17 protein-coding genes are annotated in these 14,712 nt (G+C 70.9%); 7 read left to right on the top strand and 10 right to left on the bottom strand.

Annotated elements, in window-relative coordinates:
• Positions 1–44 precede the first annotated feature (44 nt).
• Positions 45–710, bottom strand: coding sequence for a GNAT family N-acetyltransferase (locus KY462_05855; GenBank protein ID MBW3577253.1), 666 nt, complete (start codon positions 708–710; stop codon positions 45–47).
• The gene (locus KY462_05850; protein ID MBW3577252.1) at positions 710–940 is read right to left on the bottom strand and encodes a hypothetical protein; all 231 of its coding nucleotides are present in this window, start codon (positions 938–940) and stop codon (positions 710–712) included. The genes KY462_05855 and KY462_05850 overlap by 1 nt, the downstream gene beginning before the upstream one ends.
• A 72-nt stretch (positions 941–1,012) precedes the next feature.
• Between KY462_05850 and KY462_05845 the strand changes: the two genes are divergently transcribed.
• The 3 genes from KY462_05845 (at position 1,013) to rpiA (ending at position 4,083) form a co-directional block, all read left to right on the top strand.
• Positions 1,013–2,257: a PLP-dependent aminotransferase family protein gene (locus KY462_05845; GenBank protein ID MBW3577251.1), complete on the top strand. Its 1,245-nt coding sequence runs from the start codon at positions 1,013–1,015 to the stop codon at positions 2,255–2,257.
• A 23-nt stretch (positions 2,258–2,280) separates the two neighbouring features.
• On the top strand, positions 2,281–3,243 hold the full coding sequence (locus KY462_05840) for a D-alanine--D-alanine ligase (protein MBW3577250.1): 963 nt from the start codon (positions 2,281–2,283) through the stop codon (positions 3,241–3,243).
• A 135-nt stretch (positions 3,244–3,378) separates the two neighbouring features.
• Positions 3,379–4,083: a ribose-5-phosphate isomerase RpiA gene (gene rpiA / locus KY462_05835; GenBank protein ID MBW3577249.1), complete on the top strand. Its 705-nt coding sequence runs from the start codon at positions 3,379–3,381 to the stop codon at positions 4,081–4,083.
• Here the strand turns inward: rpiA and KY462_05830 are convergent.
• The 8 genes from KY462_05830 to rpmH form a co-directional block, all read right to left on the bottom strand.
• Positions 4,072–4,992, bottom strand: a complete 921-nt coding sequence (locus tag KY462_05830) for a ParB/RepB/Spo0J family partition protein (GenBank protein ID MBW3577248.1) — start codon at positions 4,990–4,992, stop codon at positions 4,072–4,074. The genes rpiA and KY462_05830 overlap by 12 nt on opposite strands.
• A gap of 2 nt (positions 4,993–4,994) precedes the next feature.
• Positions 4,995–5,852, bottom strand: a complete 858-nt coding sequence (locus KY462_05825; GenBank protein ID MBW3577247.1) for an AAA family ATPase — start codon at positions 5,850–5,852, stop codon at positions 4,995–4,997.
• 334 nt (positions 5,853–6,186) lie between these two features.
• On the bottom strand, positions 6,187–6,804 hold the full coding sequence (rsmG, locus tag KY462_05820) for a 16S rRNA (guanine(527)-N(7))-methyltransferase RsmG (GenBank protein ID MBW3577246.1): 618 nt from the start codon (positions 6,802–6,804) through the stop codon (positions 6,187–6,189).
• 240 nt (positions 6,805–7,044) lie between these two features.
• A complete protein-coding gene (locus KY462_05815; protein MBW3577245.1) occupies positions 7,045–7,764 on the bottom strand; it encodes a KH domain-containing protein in 720 nt (239 codons plus the stop codon).
• Entirely contained in the window at positions 7,761–8,723 is a 963-nt protein-coding gene (yidC, locus tag KY462_05810; GenBank protein ID MBW3577244.1) for a membrane protein insertase YidC, read from the bottom strand. Before yidC ends, KY462_05815 begins: the two co-directional genes overlap by 4 nt.
• A 9-nt stretch (positions 8,724–8,732) precedes the next feature.
• Positions 8,733–8,975 (bottom strand): membrane protein insertion efficiency factor YidD, encoded by a 243-nt coding sequence (gene yidD, locus KY462_05805; GenBank protein MBW3577243.1) that lies wholly within the window; start codon positions 8,973–8,975, stop codon positions 8,733–8,735.
• Positions 8,972–9,334, bottom strand: a complete 363-nt coding sequence (gene rnpA / locus KY462_05800; GenBank protein ID MBW3577242.1) for a ribonuclease P protein component — start codon at positions 9,332–9,334, stop codon at positions 8,972–8,974. The genes yidD and rnpA overlap by 4 nt, the downstream gene beginning before the upstream one ends.
• A 4-nt stretch (positions 9,335–9,338) precedes the next feature.
• Positions 9,339–9,473 (bottom strand): 50S ribosomal protein L34, encoded by a 135-nt coding sequence (gene rpmH, locus KY462_05795; GenBank protein ID MBW3577241.1) that lies wholly within the window; start codon positions 9,471–9,473, stop codon positions 9,339–9,341.
• A 414-nt stretch (positions 9,474–9,887) separates the two neighbouring features.
• On the opposite strand from rpmH, the gene dnaA reads away from it, so the two are divergent.
• From dnaA to KY462_05775, 4 genes are all read left to right on the top strand, one after another.
• The gene (gene dnaA, locus KY462_05790; protein ID MBW3577240.1) at positions 9,888–11,519 is read left to right on the top strand and encodes a chromosomal replication initiator protein DnaA; all 1,632 of its coding nucleotides are present in this window, start codon (positions 9,888–9,890) and stop codon (positions 11,517–11,519) included.
• Between the two features lie 333 nt (positions 11,520–11,852).
• Positions 11,853–12,965 (top strand): DNA polymerase III subunit beta, encoded by a 1,113-nt coding sequence (gene dnaN, locus KY462_05785; protein ID MBW3577239.1) that lies wholly within the window; start codon positions 11,853–11,855, stop codon positions 12,963–12,965.
• A gap of 132 nt (positions 12,966–13,097) precedes the next feature.
• Positions 13,098–14,237: a DNA replication/repair protein RecF gene (gene recF, locus KY462_05780; protein MBW3577238.1), complete on the top strand. Its 1,140-nt coding sequence runs from the start codon at positions 13,098–13,100 to the stop codon at positions 14,235–14,237.
• On the top strand, positions 14,234–14,620 hold the full coding sequence (locus tag KY462_05775; protein MBW3577237.1) for a DUF721 domain-containing protein: 387 nt from the start codon (positions 14,234–14,236) through the stop codon (positions 14,618–14,620). Before recF ends, KY462_05775 begins: the two co-directional genes overlap by 4 nt.
• The last annotated feature ends 92 nt before the right edge of the window (positions 14,621–14,712 follow it).

Raw genomic sequence — 14,712 nt, 5'->3', positions numbered from 1 at the left:
GGCGTTGGCGCGGCCACGTGACCGACCAGCGCTCCGCGACCCGCCTACCCGCGACCGACCGACGGGCGGTGCGGCGCCGGGGCCAGCTCGCGGCGGGCCAGCCGGGACCGGGCCTGTTCCACCGCGTGCTCGAACGTCTCGGTCCAGCGCGCCACCGACCGGACATCGAGGCGGAGCAGCGGGTAACGAGGATGCTCGCGATGCACCACGAAGCCCTCGTGCAGCAACCATGTGCACGGCGCCACGCAGGCGGCGTCGCGGTGTTTGCGGTCACCGTACGCCTCGACGCCCCGGCGCTCGCGCCGGATCGCCTCCTTCACTGCCGCATGCAGCAGCAAGCGTCCCACGCCGGCACCACGGAACGGCGGCTCGACCCAGATCGTCGCCAGCAACAGGGCGTCGGACGAGGGCGGCGGGACGGGGCGGCGGCGTGAGGCGAACGCCCCGGGATCGCCGAGCAGGCACCACCCGACACCCTCCCCGTCGACGCGGACGAACCGGCCCGGAGATCCCCATTCCAACTCCATCCCCCGCCACCACGCGCACTTCTGGGTCAGCGGATCGGCGGCCAGCTCGTCGTGGTGATCGTGGGTCGAACCCAGCCGTTCGATCGGCCGGGCGGTGCCGAGCTCCCAGAACAGGCAGTGCTGGCAGCGCTCGGGGAGCAGGTCCAGCTCCTCGGCGGTGAGCTCAACGACCCGACGGCCCATCAGATCTCGACGGGAGTCGGCCACTCGTCGGGCTCGACCGTGCGGCGGGGGCCTTCGTCGCGGGGCAACACCAGGCCGATCAGCGCCCCGACCGCCGCGCCGAGAACGAACCCCGTGATGGCCCGACGCCAGCCGCCTGGAGCGACGTAGCGGCGCAGCGGCGGTTCGTCACCGGTCTCGACCGCCGGAGGTCCGGTGCTGAGCATCTCGCTGCGCGGCTCGACGGGCACCTGGACCTCCCGGCAACGGGGCAACAGAGGCTAGCTGTAGGCTCCTCGATGCTACGAGTGGACGGGAGGTCCGTGCGACTCGACAGCGACCCGTACCTGCGGCGGTACGCGGAGCGCACCCGTGGACTGTCCGCCTCCGAGATCCGGGCGCTGTTCGCGGTCGCGTCCCGGCCGGAGGTCGTGAGCCTGGCCGGGGGCATGCCCTACACGGCAGCGTTGGATCTCGCCGCGGTGGAGGACGCGGTGCTGCAGGTCCTGCGCGACCACGGGGCGACCGCGCTGCAGTACAGCGAAGGAGAAGGTCGCGCTGACCTGCGCGAACAGCTGATCGAGGTGATGGCTGCCGAGGGAGTCCCCGCGCACGTCGACGACCTGGTCGTCACGGTGGGGGGCCAGCAGGCGCTGGAGCTGATCACCAAGCTGTTCGTCGATCCCGGCGACGTGGTCGTGGCGGAGGGACCCACCTACGTCGGGGCGCTGGGCGCCCTGTCCTCCCATCAGGCGGAGGTCGCCCACGTCGAGATGGACGACCAGGGGCTGATCCCCGAAGCGTTGGAAGAGACGATCTCGCGCCTGCGGGCGGCGGGACGCACCATCACGTTCCTGTACACCATCCCCAACCACCAGAACCCCGCCGGGGTGTCGCTGTCGGTGCCGCGCCGCGAGCGCATCGCCGAACTCGCTCAGCGCCACGACCTGATCGTGTTGGAGGACAACCCCTACGGGCTGCTGGACTTCGCCGGGGAGACCTGGCCGGCGCTCCGATCGTTGATCCCAGACCGTGTCGTGTACGTCGGGACGGTGTCGAAGACGTTCGCTCCCGGCGTTCGCGTGGGTTGGGTCGCCGCGCCCGGCCCGGTCCGCGACAAGTTCATCCTGCTGCGCGAAGCAGCGGACCTGTGCCAGTCGAACCTGACCCAGATGGTGGTGGAGAACTGGTTGTCGCGACAGGCGTGGCGCGAACAGGTCAAGCGCTTCCGGGAGGTGTACCGCGAACGGGCCGAGGCGATGCTCGCCGCGCTCGACGAGCACTTCCCGCCAGATTCCCGCTGGACGCGGCCGACCGGGGGGTTCTACGTGTGGGTGACCGTCCCCGACGGCGTGGACACCTCCGACCTGCTCGCCAAGGCGATCAACCACCGCGTTGCGTACGTTCCCGGGCGCGGCTTCTACGCCGACGGCCAGGGCAGCCACCAGCTGAGGCTGTCGTTCTCGTACCCGACGCCGGACCGGATCCGGGAGGGCGTTGCCCGGCTGGGTGAGCTGCTCCACGACGAGGTGGAGCTGGTCCGTGCCGTCTACGGCACCCGGGGCTGACCGACGCCCAGGCAGGAGCGACCGTGGCACACGGCCAGGACACCCACCTGCCACACGTGGCGGTGATCTCGGGCGGGCTCTCACTGGAACGTGAGGTCAGCCTGAGGTCCGGAGGGCGTGTCGCCGACGCCCTCGGTGACCGCGGCTACCCCGTGACACGCCTCGACGTCGACAGCGACCTCGTCCGCCACCTCACCAGTGGCGGGTTCGATGCGGCGTTCATCGCGCTGCACGGCGCGATGGGCGAGGACGGCACGATCCAGTCGATCCTGGAGCTCCTCGAGATCCCCTACACAGGCCCCGACCACCTCGCGTCAGCGCTGGCCTGGGACAAGCCGATCAGCAAGGGGCTGTACCGGCGGGCGGGGATCCCCACGCCCGACCACGTCAGCTTGAGCGCGCAGGCGTTCCGCGACGCCGGCGTGTCGGCCGCCATGGACCGCATCGCCGATGAGCTGGGCGTCCCCCTGGTGGTCAAGCCGGCCACCGGCGGGTCGGCTCTGGGTGTGGGCTACGCCGAGGAAGCCGAGCAGCTGCCCGGGGCGGTGGTGGGGGCGCTGTCCTACGCCGACGCCGTCCTGATCGAGCGGCGCGTCACCGGAACCGAGGTCGCCGTGTCGGTGGTCGACGGCGAACCGCTCCCGCCGGTCGAGATCGACCCCCGTGACGGGGTGTACGACTTCGCCGCGCGGTACACGGCGGGAGCGACCGAGTTCCACGTCCCGGCGCGCTTGGCACAGGACGTGCTGGACCGGTGCGCCGAGGCCGCCGTCGCCGCCTACGACGCGGTCGGGGCACGCCACGTGTCCCGGGCCGACCTGATCGTCGACGCCGACGGGACACCGTGGCTGCTGGAGCTCGACACCTGTCCCGGTATGACGGAGACGTCGCTGCTGCCCCTGGCCGCGCTGGCCGCGGGGATGTCGTTCGCGGACCTCGCCGAGCGCTTGCTTCAGCTCGCGTTGGGGACCAGCGATGGTGGATGATCAACGCACCCCACGCCGAACTATCTCTAAGTAGCCATCTCACTCCCGCCCGTCATCGCCGCTCGGCCGCGGGTCTCGCTGCCGGGGCGCTGGTCGCGTAGGGTCACACGGGGTCACCGGGCCGGGAGGGCAGTCGTGAACGAGACCGGGAAGCGTGCCGCTGGTCGCGCTGCGGCGGAGCTGGTGGAAGACGGCATGCGCATGGGGTTCGGCAGCGGGAGCACCGTTGCGCGCTTCCTGGAGGCGCTCGCGGAACGTGAGCTGGACGTCGCTGGGGTGCCCACCTCGGAGGAGACGGCTCAGCGCTGCCGGGAGCTGGGGCTGGCGCTCCTGGACCCCGACCAGCTCCTCGACCTGGACATGGTCGTCGACGGCGCCGACGAGCTGGACCACGACCTGAGCCTCACCAAGGGCGGCGGCGGGGCGCTGCTGCGCGAGAAGGTCGTCGCATGGAACTGCGCCCGGATGATCGTCATCGCAACCCCCGACAAGGTCGTCGAGCGGCTCGGCGACAGCTTCCCCCTCCCGCTCGAGGTGATCCCGTTCGCCCGTCGTTCGGTCGCCCACGTGGTCGAGGGCTTGGGTTTCGAGGTCACCGCCCGCGACGGCGGTGAGTACCGCACCGACAACGGCAACCTCATCCTCGACGCCCGCATGCCTGGTGGGATCAAGGACCCCGAGGTGATGGAGTCGCTGTTGGCGCTGGTGCCAGGCATCGCGGAGAACGGCCTGTTCGTCGGGCTGGCCGACGCAGCCATCCTCGGTCGTGACGACGGCGAGATCGAGGTCCTCCACGCCCCGCAGGAGGACGACGAGGAGGTCGTCGTCCTACCGGAGTGATGTCTCCTGCACTGGGATGGTCGTCTGCAGCCCCTGGGCGACGATCCCCACGATCCGCTCCAGATCGTCGACCGACGCGAAGTCCACGGTGATGCGGCCCTTGCGTGCACCCACCGTCACCTTCACCCGGGCAGCCAACGCGTCGGACAGACGCTCCTCGAGCTCGCGCAGGCCGGGTGCGGTGACGCGCCGGCGGGGCGGCCGCGGGGCCACGTCGGCGGATGGCTGCAGGGACGGGGCCGGCGCAGCGCCGAGGTAGCGCAGCCGCACCACCTCCTCGGTGTCGCGCACCGACAGGCCCTCGGCGACGATGCGCTCGGCGAGGCGCTCGCGGTCCTCGCGCCGCTCCAGTGCGAGCAGCGCCTTGGCGTGCCCCGCGGTCAGGACCCCGGCCGCGACCTTGCGCTGGACCGCGGGCGGCAGCGACAGCAGCCGGAGCGCGTTGCTGATCGTCGGGCGGCTCTTCCCGAGGCGGGCCGCGAGTTGCTCCTGGGTGACGGCGAAGTCCTCCAGCAGCTGCTGGTAGGCCGCGGCCTCCTCCAACGGATTCAGCTGCACCCGGTGGATGTTCTCGATCAGGGCCTCTTTGAGCAGATCCGCGTCGGAGGTGGGGCGCACGAGCGCCGGGATCCGGGTCAGCCCGGCCAGCTTGGCTGCCCGCAGCCGCCGCTCGCCTGCGACCACCTCGTAGCGGTCGATCCCGACCTCGCGGACCAGGATCGGCTGGAGCAGCCCGACCTCGCGGATCGATGCCGCCAACTCGGCCAGCTCGTCGTCGTCGAAGACGCCGCGGGGCTGGCGCCGGTTGGGCGCGATGGCGCTCACCGGCAGCTCACGGAGTCCGTCGGTTGCCTGCTCGTTGGGGATGAGAGCTGACAGGCCCCGTCCGAGTCCGCGTCGTTCGGTCATGACTACCGTCCTCCGGGTGGGTTGTGGCCGGACACGTTGGCCGCGCCGATGAGCTGGTCGATCGGGGACAAGGCGCGGACGGGGAGTGCGAGCCTCTCGGCGATCTCATCGGCGAGCCGCCGGTACGCCCGAGCAGCGCGGCTCGCGGTCGCGTAGACGGTGATCGGCTGGCCGTAGCCAGGCGCCTCGGACAGGCGAACGCTTCGGGGGATGACGGTTCGGAACGCATGATCGCCGAAGTGGCTCCGCACCTCATCGACGACCTGCTGGGCGAGACGGGTCCGCGCGTCGAACATCGTCAGGACGACACCGCCGATCTCTAGTCGAGGGTTAAGGTTGCGCTGGACCATGTCGATCGTCCGGGTGAGCTGGCCCACGCCCTCGAGGGCGTAGTACTCGCACTGGATCGGCAGGATCACCAGATCGGCGGCCACCAGCGCGTTGACCGTCAGCAGCCCGAGCGTCGGTGGGCAGTCGACGATGATCAGGTCGTACAGGTCGCGGACCTCATCGAGCGCGCGCGACAGGCGCAACTCGCGGGAGAAGGCGGGGACCAGTTCGATCTCGGCGCCGGCCAGGTCGAGCGTTGACGGCAGGCAGTGCAGCCCGCGGACCGCGGTCGGCTCGGTCGCGTCCTCGACGGCGAGGCCATCCACCAGGACGCGGTAGGTCGACGGCGCGCCCTCCCCCACTCGCAGGCCCAGGCCGGTCGTGGCGTTGCCCTGCGGGTCGACGTCCACGAGCAGGACCTGGGCACCACCGTCGGCCAACGCTGCGGCGACCGACACCGCCGTGGTGGTCTTGCCGACGCCGCCCTTCTGGTTGGCGATGCAGACGATGTGCGCTTGGCGCCCCGCCATCGCGGTCACATCCGGCGCGAACGACTCGGCGTGTGACGACTGCCCCCCTGCCGGGGCGTCGGTCGGCTCGGACCCCGGAGCATCCGGGGGCAGGGGCACGGGGACCGCGGCCACGTCTTCGATCGGCGCCGCGTCGGCTGCCTCGGGAGCGTCCGGGGCATCCGTGGGAACCGGGGCGTCGGCCGCGTCCGCGGCCTCGGGAGCGTCCGGGGCATCCGTGGGAACCGGGGCGTCGGCCGCGTCCGCCGCGTCGGCAGCATCAGGAGGGTCCGGGCGACCGGCGCCGTCGCGGCCGTCAGCGCGACGGAACCAGTCGAGCACGGCGACCCTTCGTTCACGCGGACCGCGCGATGATAACAGTCCGCAGCGGGGGGTCGACGGAAGCGGTGAACGTGCGGGGGTCCGGGGGCGTTGCCACGACCTCGGCGCCGACGTGACGCAGGGCCGCCCCGGCGGCATCCAGCTCGGATCGCCACCGTTCTCCCTTGACCGCGTACAGCCGTCCGCCGGGGCGCAGGATGGGAATGACCCACTCCACCAGTCGATCGAGGGGCGCCACCGCACGGGCCGTGGCGAGATCGAAGCGCCCCGCCAGGCAACGGTCCGCTTCGATGCGAGCGTTCACGACCACCACGCCCACGTCGAGGTCCTCCACGGCCCGCTCCAGGAACCGGGCCTTCTTCGCGGTGGCCTCGACCAAGGTCACCTCGAGGTCAGGGCGGGCCAAGGCGATAACCATGCCAGGCAACCCCGCACCGGAGCCGACGTCGACCAACGCCGGCCCCCCCGGGAGGAGCTCCGCCAGCGCGAGCGCCTCGGGGATGTGGCGCGTCTCCAGCTCCGCGAGCCCTCGGGGGGACAGCAGGTTGTGGGGGCTGGCGCGGACGGCGTCCGCGTAGCGCCCGAGGAGAGCCTCAAGACCCGGTGGAGGGCCGGCGGATCGCGCGGACACTTGCCCCCAGTTCTCTGATGGGCGGCTCGGAGCGGGGCTACCCCGCTGGATGCTGTTTCACGTGGAACATGCAACGTGACCGGGGCGCGGTTCAACGCCGTTCCACGTGGAACCCCGGATGCCGGCTGCGAGCGGTTGACCGACGTCCGCGGCGTGCCACGGCGCCCGTCGCGGTCCGGCACGTTCCACGTGGAACGCCCCGGCCGCCATCCTTCCCGCAGCAGCTCGCTGGCCGCCGCGCTAGCGATCGGGCTCGATGATCACGCGGCGCGTTGGCTCCCTGCCGCGGCTGCTGCTGCTGACGCCGTCGCGCTCGGCGACCACCCCGTGGACCACCTTCCGCTCGTAGACGTCCATCGGCTCGAGGCGCTGGGGCTCGCCGCTGTCCAACGCTTCGTCGATCGCCTCCTGCGCCTTGTCGAGGAGGCGTTCCAGCCGGCGTGCGCGGTAGCCCTCGACGTCGATCATGACCCGCGACCGCCGCTCGAAACGGCGTTGGAGGGCCGAACGCGCCAGTTCCTGGATGGCGTCGAGCGTCTGGCCTCGCCGCCCGATCAGTCGGCCGCTACCGACGTTGATCACCTCGACCTCAGCACGGTCCTCGTGGACCCGGATCTGGATGTCGCCGGGAAGTTCCATGGCGTCGAGGACCCCCTCGAGGAAATCGGCGGCAGCTTCCGCCTCCTCGTCGAGGTCGTCGAGGGTGATCCCGGCCTCCTCCTCCTCTGCGTCCTCTTCTTCGTCTTCTTCGTCCTCCCCGCCCTCGCCCTGCTCGTCCTCGATCGTCGCGGGCTCGGGGATCACGAGCGTCAGACGGACGCCGCCGACCGCATCGAGGTCGAAGCCGGCCGCTCCGAGGTCGACGGTGACCTCGTCCTCGTCCACGCCGGCGACCTCGGACAGCAAACGGCGTACCGCCTGTTCGAGCGACGCGGCCTCCACGTTCAGACGTCTACTCATGCGTTGCGTCTCCTGGAGTCCTTGGAGCCTCCCCGACGCGAGGGGAGATGCTCCGAGGGGCGCGCCTGCGCGGTGCGGGGCGCGCCCTTCACACGGTCCTTGGACTGCTTGCTTGAACCCTTCCGAGCCCGCTCGGATCGATCCTTCGACCGGTCGTTCGACCGCTTCTTCTGCCCGGCTCCGGCCGGACGGTTCGTCTTGCGCGCGACTTCGACGTCTTCGGCGCCCTGTTCGTGCTGGACCTCACGGATGATGATCGCCTGCTGGCCCAGCTGCCACAGGTTGGTCGTCACCCAGTACAGCAGGACACCGATCGGCAGGCTCTGTGCGATCACGGCCAGGAACACCGGCATCACGTACAGCATGATCTTCTGCTGCTGAGCCTGCGCGCCCTCCATTTGGGTCCGGCCCATCATCTGGCGCTGGGTGACGAACATGGTCGCGGCCATCCCCACGATCAGCACCCACCCCCACACGCCGCTGTTCGCTGCCGCACCCAGCGGGCTGAAGACGTAGAACGGCTCGGCGGCGATGCGGTCACCGTTGAGTTGCAGTTGAGCGTTGTTGAGCACCCGGAACAGCGCGAAGAAGATCGGGGCCTGGAGCAGCAGCGGGAGACAGCCTGCCATGGGGTTGACGTTGTGCTCCCGGTAGAGAGCCATCACCTCCTCGTTCATCTTCTGACGGCCGTCGCGGTAGGCCTGGGGATCCTTCTTGAGCAGCTCGCGGTCGGCTTTGTGCTTGGCCTGTATCCGTTTGACCTTCGGCGCGAGCGTCTGCATGGCTCGCATGTTCCGCGTCTGCTTCATGGCCAGCGGCAGCAGCAGGACCCGGATGACGACGGTCAGCCCGATGATCGCCCATCCCCACGCGTGCGCCCCGAACAGAGGTGCGAACAGCCCGTGCAGGAAGGTCAAACCCTCCTGGATCACATCGAGCAGCAGCTGCCACGGGTTCACGGGCTCTCCTTAGCGGACCGGATCAACGCCGCCGGGGTTCCACGGGTGGCAGCGCCCCAAGCGCCGTACCGCAGCCCATCCTCCCCGGATCGCCCCGTAGCGGCGGATCGCCTCCGCGGCGTACTGCGAGCAGGAGGGGAAGAACCGGCAGGTCGGCCGGCGGAATGGCGCGGTCGCTCGCCACGCCGCGATCACGGCGAGGAGCGCCCGCGCGACGAGCGAAGGGCGGGTGACCGTCCGCGCCACCCTCACGCCCCGTCCTCGGCCAGGGTCCCCAACGCGCTGGCCAGCTCCCGCAGCTCGCGCTGGACCGCTGACAAGGTGCTTGTCGCGCAGGCCGGCCGGGCCACCAGCACGACGTCGATCCCCGGCGCCCAGCGCACGTGTCGCGCGGCTTCACGCAACAGCCGCTTGGCGCGGTTGCGTTCGACGGCCTTCCCGACGCGCCGGGAAGCGCTGACGGCGATCCGGACCTGGTGGTGGTCCGGGCCTGCCGCGACATGCGCCACGCACAGGCGCCCCGAACGCTTCCGACGGGAACCCAGCACGCTGGCCACCGCACGGGGGTTGCGGAGGCGATCGGGGACGACCGCCGCGGAGCGGGCCACCAGGTCGTCAGTGCGTCAGGCGCGAACGGCCCTTCTTCCGACGGGCCTTGACGATGGCGCGGCCGGCGCGCTTGCGCATCCGCGTACGGAAGCCGTGGTTGCGGGCACGGCGACGCTTCTTGGGCTGGTAGGTGCGCTTCATGGGCTGGGCCCTCCCGAGGCCAGGGAACACGCGGGACCGTGCGGGGGTGGTCGGTCGCAGCGGCCCGGTGCGTGGGCGGCGTGTGGACGCCCAAGTGTACGGACGGTGACCAGCGACGGTCAAACGGCCAACGCGGCCGGACGTCACACGCTCCCGGACACGCACCCGGGGACGCTCCCGGCCTTCGGCTGTTACCCCGCCACCGCCGCGGACGCGTGCGTTGTCCGCACGGGGGCGCGCGTCCCTCAGCGGATCACCCGCCTCGCGAATCGCTGTGGAAAACGGTTGCGGGAGGCCGCGGCGCCGCGTTAGAGTGCCGCCTCGCCCCGGACCTGGATCGGGGCGTCAGTGTCACCGCCGACGGTCGGACCGGCAGCGCCGGACCTTCCCCGCCCGCCGCGGCGCGGGACCACGATGGACGGCAGCGGTGTCCTTTCCACAGCTGTGGAATTCCCTGTGGACGGTCACCGGTGGGGCTGCGCGGGAACCCCGCGTTGCGACAGCGGCGAGGAAGGAACGGGCGTGGCGGGATCGGCCGTGTTCGACCTGGCAACCCTGTGGGACGAGAGCCTCGACGGTCTGACGGCCAACGTGACGTCACCGGCGCAGCGACGCTGGTTGGCCGCCACCACGCCGGTGGGGTTCAACGACGACACGGTGGTTCTGGCGGCCCCGCACGCGTTCGCGCGGGAGTGGCTCGACGCCCGCTGTGGCCACCATCTCCGCGCCGCGCTCAGCAGGGCTGCGGGGCGTCCGCTCAACGTGGTGATCACGGTCCAGCCCAACCCCGCCCCGGTCGAGACCGACCTCGCCGAGTCCCACGACGCCGACGCCGCCACCGACCAGCCGCCTGTGGCGCTACCCCCGGCGCGCCACCCGTTCGACGACGACACGACCGTCGAGTCGGCCCCGCTCGCGTCCACCGACGTCCGCCCGCTGCAGGCACCCGGCCGCCCTCCGGGGCCGACCATCCACCTTCCGACGCCTCCCCCCGAGGCGGCTGACGACGCCACGCAGCTCAACCCCAAGTACGTCTTCGACCGCTTCGTGATCGGCGCCTCCAACCGCTTCGCCCACGCCGCGGCGTTCGCCGTCGCGGAAGCACCGGCGCGGGCCTACAACCCGCTATTCATCTACGGCGGGGCGGGACTGGGCAAAACCCACCTACTGCACGCGATCGGCCACTACGTCCGGTCGCTGTACCCGCGGCTGAAGGTCCGCTACGTCACCACCGAGCAGTTCACGAACGCGTTCATCAACGCGATCCGCGACGACCAGGTCATCCCGTTCCAGCGGACGTTCCGCCAGGCCGACGTCCTACTGGTCGACGACATCCAGTTCCTGGAATCCAAGGAGCGCACCCAGGAGGAGTTCTTCCACACCTTCAACGCGCTGCACAACGCCGAGAAGCAGATCGTCATCTCCAGCGACCGTCCTCCCAAGCAGATCGCCCGACTCGAGGACCGCCTGCGCAGCCGGTTCGAGTGGGGGTTGATGACCGACATCCAGCCGCCCGACCTCGAGACGCGCATCGCCATCCTGAAGAAGAAGGCCTCGTACGAGAACCTGTCGGTGCCCTCGACCGTCCTGGAGCTGATCGCCGATCGGGTGCAGAGCAACATCCGCGAACTGGAGGGCGCGCTGATCCGGGTGACGGCGTTCGCGAGCCTGCAGCGCACGGAGGTGACGCGTGAGCTCGCCGAGATGGTGTTGAAGGACCTGTTCCCCGACGACAGCGCCCGCGAGATCGGCGTGTCGCTGATCCAGGACGAGGTCGCGGCGTTCTTCGACCTGACGGTGGAGGACCTGTGCTCGCCGTCGCGAAGCCGACAGCTGGTCACCGCCCGCCAGATCGCTATGTACCTCATCCGCGAGCTGACCGATCTGTCGCTTCCACGCATCGGCAAAGCCTTCGGTGGGCGCGACCACACCACCGTGATGCACGCCGTCGACAAGATCGCCCGCCTGATGCAGGAACGGCGCGCGATCTACGACCAGGTCCAGGAGTTGACCAGCCGTGTCCGGACGTCAGCCCGCACCCGGTGACACGGCCCCACGACGCCAGCGCCGCGCCAGCGCAACGCCCTCGCACCCCGGCCGTGGACGGACGGTGCACACACGGTGGATGGTCTGTGGACCACATCACCCAACGCGACTCACAACGGTGTGAGATGTGGACGGACACCGTCCGTACGAACAGGGGTCCACACGTGATCCACCGCCCGCATCCCCTGTTGACCTGCACAGATGTCGGTCATCCACCGACTCCACAGCCCCTACGACGACGATGAATCATGTACGAACCAGTCCTGGTTAGTGATCACGGGTGGGGAAAGACCGTGTTGGATCGCCAGCGCGGACGTGGCTAGGGAGGCAACCGTGGAGCTACGCGCGGAGCGCACCGAGTTCACCGACGCCATCGCCTGGACGACCCGGACCGTGGCCGCGCGGGCGACCCTGCCGGCGCTGGCCGGGGTCCTGCTCGACGCGCGCGATGGGCGGCTGACGTGCCGGGCGACCGACCTCGAGCTCGCCGCGGAGGTGTCGGTCCCCGTCCGCATCGACGAGCCCGGGACGGCGTTGCTTCCCGGACGGCTGTTGGGGCAGCTGGTCAGCAGACTTCCCGACGCGCCCGTGGACATCAGCGGTGGCGGCGACCGGGTGACCCTGCGGTGTGGGCGGGCGACGTTCGGGGTGCGCGGGATGCCGGCCGACGACTTCCCGCAGCTACCGCAACCCGCCGAGGACGCCCCACGCGGCATCGTCAAGGCCGAACCGTTCGTGCGGATGGTGGGACAGGTCGCGCGCGCGGCTTCGCCTGACGAGGCACGACCCGTGCTGACCGGTGTGAAGCTGGAGGGCAGCGACGACCGCCTCACCGCCGCAGCGACCGACAGCTACCGGTTGGCCGTGCGCGAGGTGGCCTGGGATCGCGGTGTCGCGGCCGAAGCGCTGGTGCCGGCGCGAGCGCTGTCGGAGTCGTCGCGCGCCGCCTCGGAACGTGGAGCCGAAGTCACGATCGTCTTCGAGGATGGGCAGGCGTCGTTCCTTTTCGGCGATCGACGGCTGACCACCCGCCTGATCGAGGGCAACTTCCCCGAGTACCGCCAGCTGCTTCCCACCGGGTACGAGACGCGCGTCACCGTGGATCGCGCTCTGCTGCACGACGCGCTGCAGCGTGTGGCGGTCGTGGCGCTGGGCCAAACCAACACCCCGGTGATGATGAGGTTCGAGGACGGCACGGTCGAGTTGACGGCCGGGGCTCAGGAGGTTGGAGACGCCACCGAGTCGCTACCTGCGGAGGTGGACGGCGAGGGCCTGTCGATCGCGTTCAACCCGATGTTCCTCGTGGCGGGAATCGAGGCAGCCGGGACAGAACAGGTGGTGATCGAGCTGCGTGACGGCCTGAAACCCGCGGTCGTCAAGCCACACAGCAACGACGGGGGCGAGGAGTTCATCTACCTGTTGATGCCCGTCCGCACCAACAACTGACGGCGTCGCCGGGCGCAGGCGGTCGCCCACGTGCCGCTCGCCGGCCGCGGACGCCGCTGCTGGCGGCCCACCGAACGCCGCTTGTCGTGCCTGCCCGTAGCATCTGTCGTCCGGCCGCAGGACGGGGACCGTGTGATCCTCCGACGACTGGAACTGGTCGACGTTCGGTCGTACGAGCAGCAGGAGCTCACCTTCGAGCCGGGCGTGACCTTGCTGGTCGGCCCCAACGCGCACGGCAAGACCAACCTGCTGGAGGCTGCCCACAGGGTGGCGACGGGCAGCTCCCACCGCGTGGCGTCGGACCTGCCGCTGGTGCGGCGCGACGCCGAAGCCGGGTACGTGCGGGTCGAGCTCGACACCGACGCGGGGCGACGCCGGAAGATCGAGCTGGAGCTGCGGCCCGGAGCCGGGACACGTGCGCGGGTGGACGGGCAGGCGGTGCGCCAGACGTCCGACGCGGTCGGGGTGCTCAGGGTCGTTCTGTTCGCTCCGGAGGACCTGGCGATCGTGGCCGGTGATCCATCCGAGCGACGGCGCTTTCTCGATGACGTCCTGGCCCAGCGACGCCCGGCGTACGCCGCAGCTCGTTCGGACTACGACCGGGTGCTGCGCCAGCGCAACCGGTTGCTCAAGACGGCCGGTGGGCGCGGCGGCGATGTGGCTGCGACCCTGCAGGTGTGGACCGCCCAGCTGGTGGCTCACGCGGCGACGCTGACCGCCGCCCGCGTCGCCGCGGTGCACGCCCTGGCTGGCCCCACCAGCGCGTTCTACGCCGAGCTCGCCGACCTGCCCGAGCCGGTGACGCTGACCTACCGCAGCAGCTGCGGGTTGGTGGTGTCGGGGGATCCCGGTTGCGGCGTCCCCGACCGCGACGCCCTCGCCGTGCAACTGCGGGCCGGGCTGGAGGCGGTCGCCGACGAGGAGCTCGCCCGCGGTGTGACGCTCGTCGGCCCGCACCGCGACGACCTGGAGCTGAGCGTGCGCGGTCTTCCCGCTCGCGGGTACGCCAGCCACGGTCAGCACTGGACCTTGGCGCTGGCTCTGCGGCTGGCCACCTACGACGTGCTGGCGGAGGTCGGCGACCACCCCGTCGTGCTCCTCGATGACGTGTTCGCTGAGCTGGACCAGGCTCGGCGCGCACGGCTCGCCGCGGCATGCCAGCGGTGGGGCCAGGTGCTGGTCACCGCGGCGGTGGAGGACGACGTCCCCCTGCGCGGAGCGGTGGTCGACGTCCGCGTGGTCGACGGCCGCAGCACGGTGGCGACACGGTGAACCACGACGAGGGGCAGGACTGGGTCTTCAGCGGTGACGACGCGTACCCGATCCGGAACCATCCTCGTCGCCTGAGCGACCTCGTCCGTGAGGCAGCGCGCGGCCGTCGATGGTTGGGACGCCTCGAAGGCGCTGCCGTCTACAGCCGCTGGGATGAGCTGGTCGGACCCGAGCTGGCGCGCCGGTGCGAGCCGGTGCGCCTGGCCGGTGGCGTGCTCACGGTCCGGGCCGAGACGTCCGTGTGGGCCACGCAGGTCGGCTACCTCGCCGGTGAGGTCGCGAGACGCGCCGAGGAGGTGTTGGGTCCGGGCCTGGTCGGTGACGTGAAGGTCATCGTCGGTCCGCTTCAGGGTCTGGCTCGCCGCCCCGACGACAGCCGCTGAGCGCTCGGTGCGATCCGGCCGGATCAGCCCTTTCCTGGTAGGATTCCCCCAAGCATCTCAGGGCCGATCCGGGCCCGTCAGGATGTCCTCAA

Source organism: Actinomycetota bacterium, from assembly GCA_019347675.1.
Classification (GTDB): Bacteria; Actinomycetota; Nitriliruptoria; order Nitriliruptorales; family JAHWKO01; genus JAHWKW01.
Note: the sequence above shows the minus strand (reverse complement) of the source record. Positions and strands in the feature narration are given on the sequence as shown.

What these genes read in the sequence shown, in the direction of transcription:
- rpmH (MBW3577241.1), bottom strand. Translation starts at nt 9,473, where the DNA reads ATGAAGCGCACCTACCAGCCCAAGAAGCGTCGCCGTGCCCGCAACCAC.
- KY462_05830 (MBW3577248.1), bottom strand. Translation starts at nt 4,992, where the DNA reads ATGACCGAACGACGCGGACTCGGACGGGGCCTGTCAGCTCTCATCCCC.
- KY462_05855 (MBW3577253.1), bottom strand. Translation starts at nt 710, where the DNA reads ATGGGCCGTCGGGTCGTTGAGCTCACCGCCGAGGAGCTGGACCTGCTC.
- KY462_05815 (MBW3577245.1), bottom strand. Translation starts at nt 7,764, where the DNA reads ATGAGTAGACGTCTGAACGTGGAGGCCGCGTCGCTCGAACAGGCGGTA.
- dnaA (MBW3577240.1), top strand. Translation starts at nt 9,888, where the DNA reads ATGGACGGCAGCGGTGTCCTTTCCACAGCTGTGGAATTCCCTGTGGAC.
- KY462_05825 (MBW3577247.1), bottom strand. Translation starts at nt 5,852, where the DNA reads ATGGCGGGGCGCCAAGCGCACATCGTCTGCATCGCCAACCAGAAGGGC.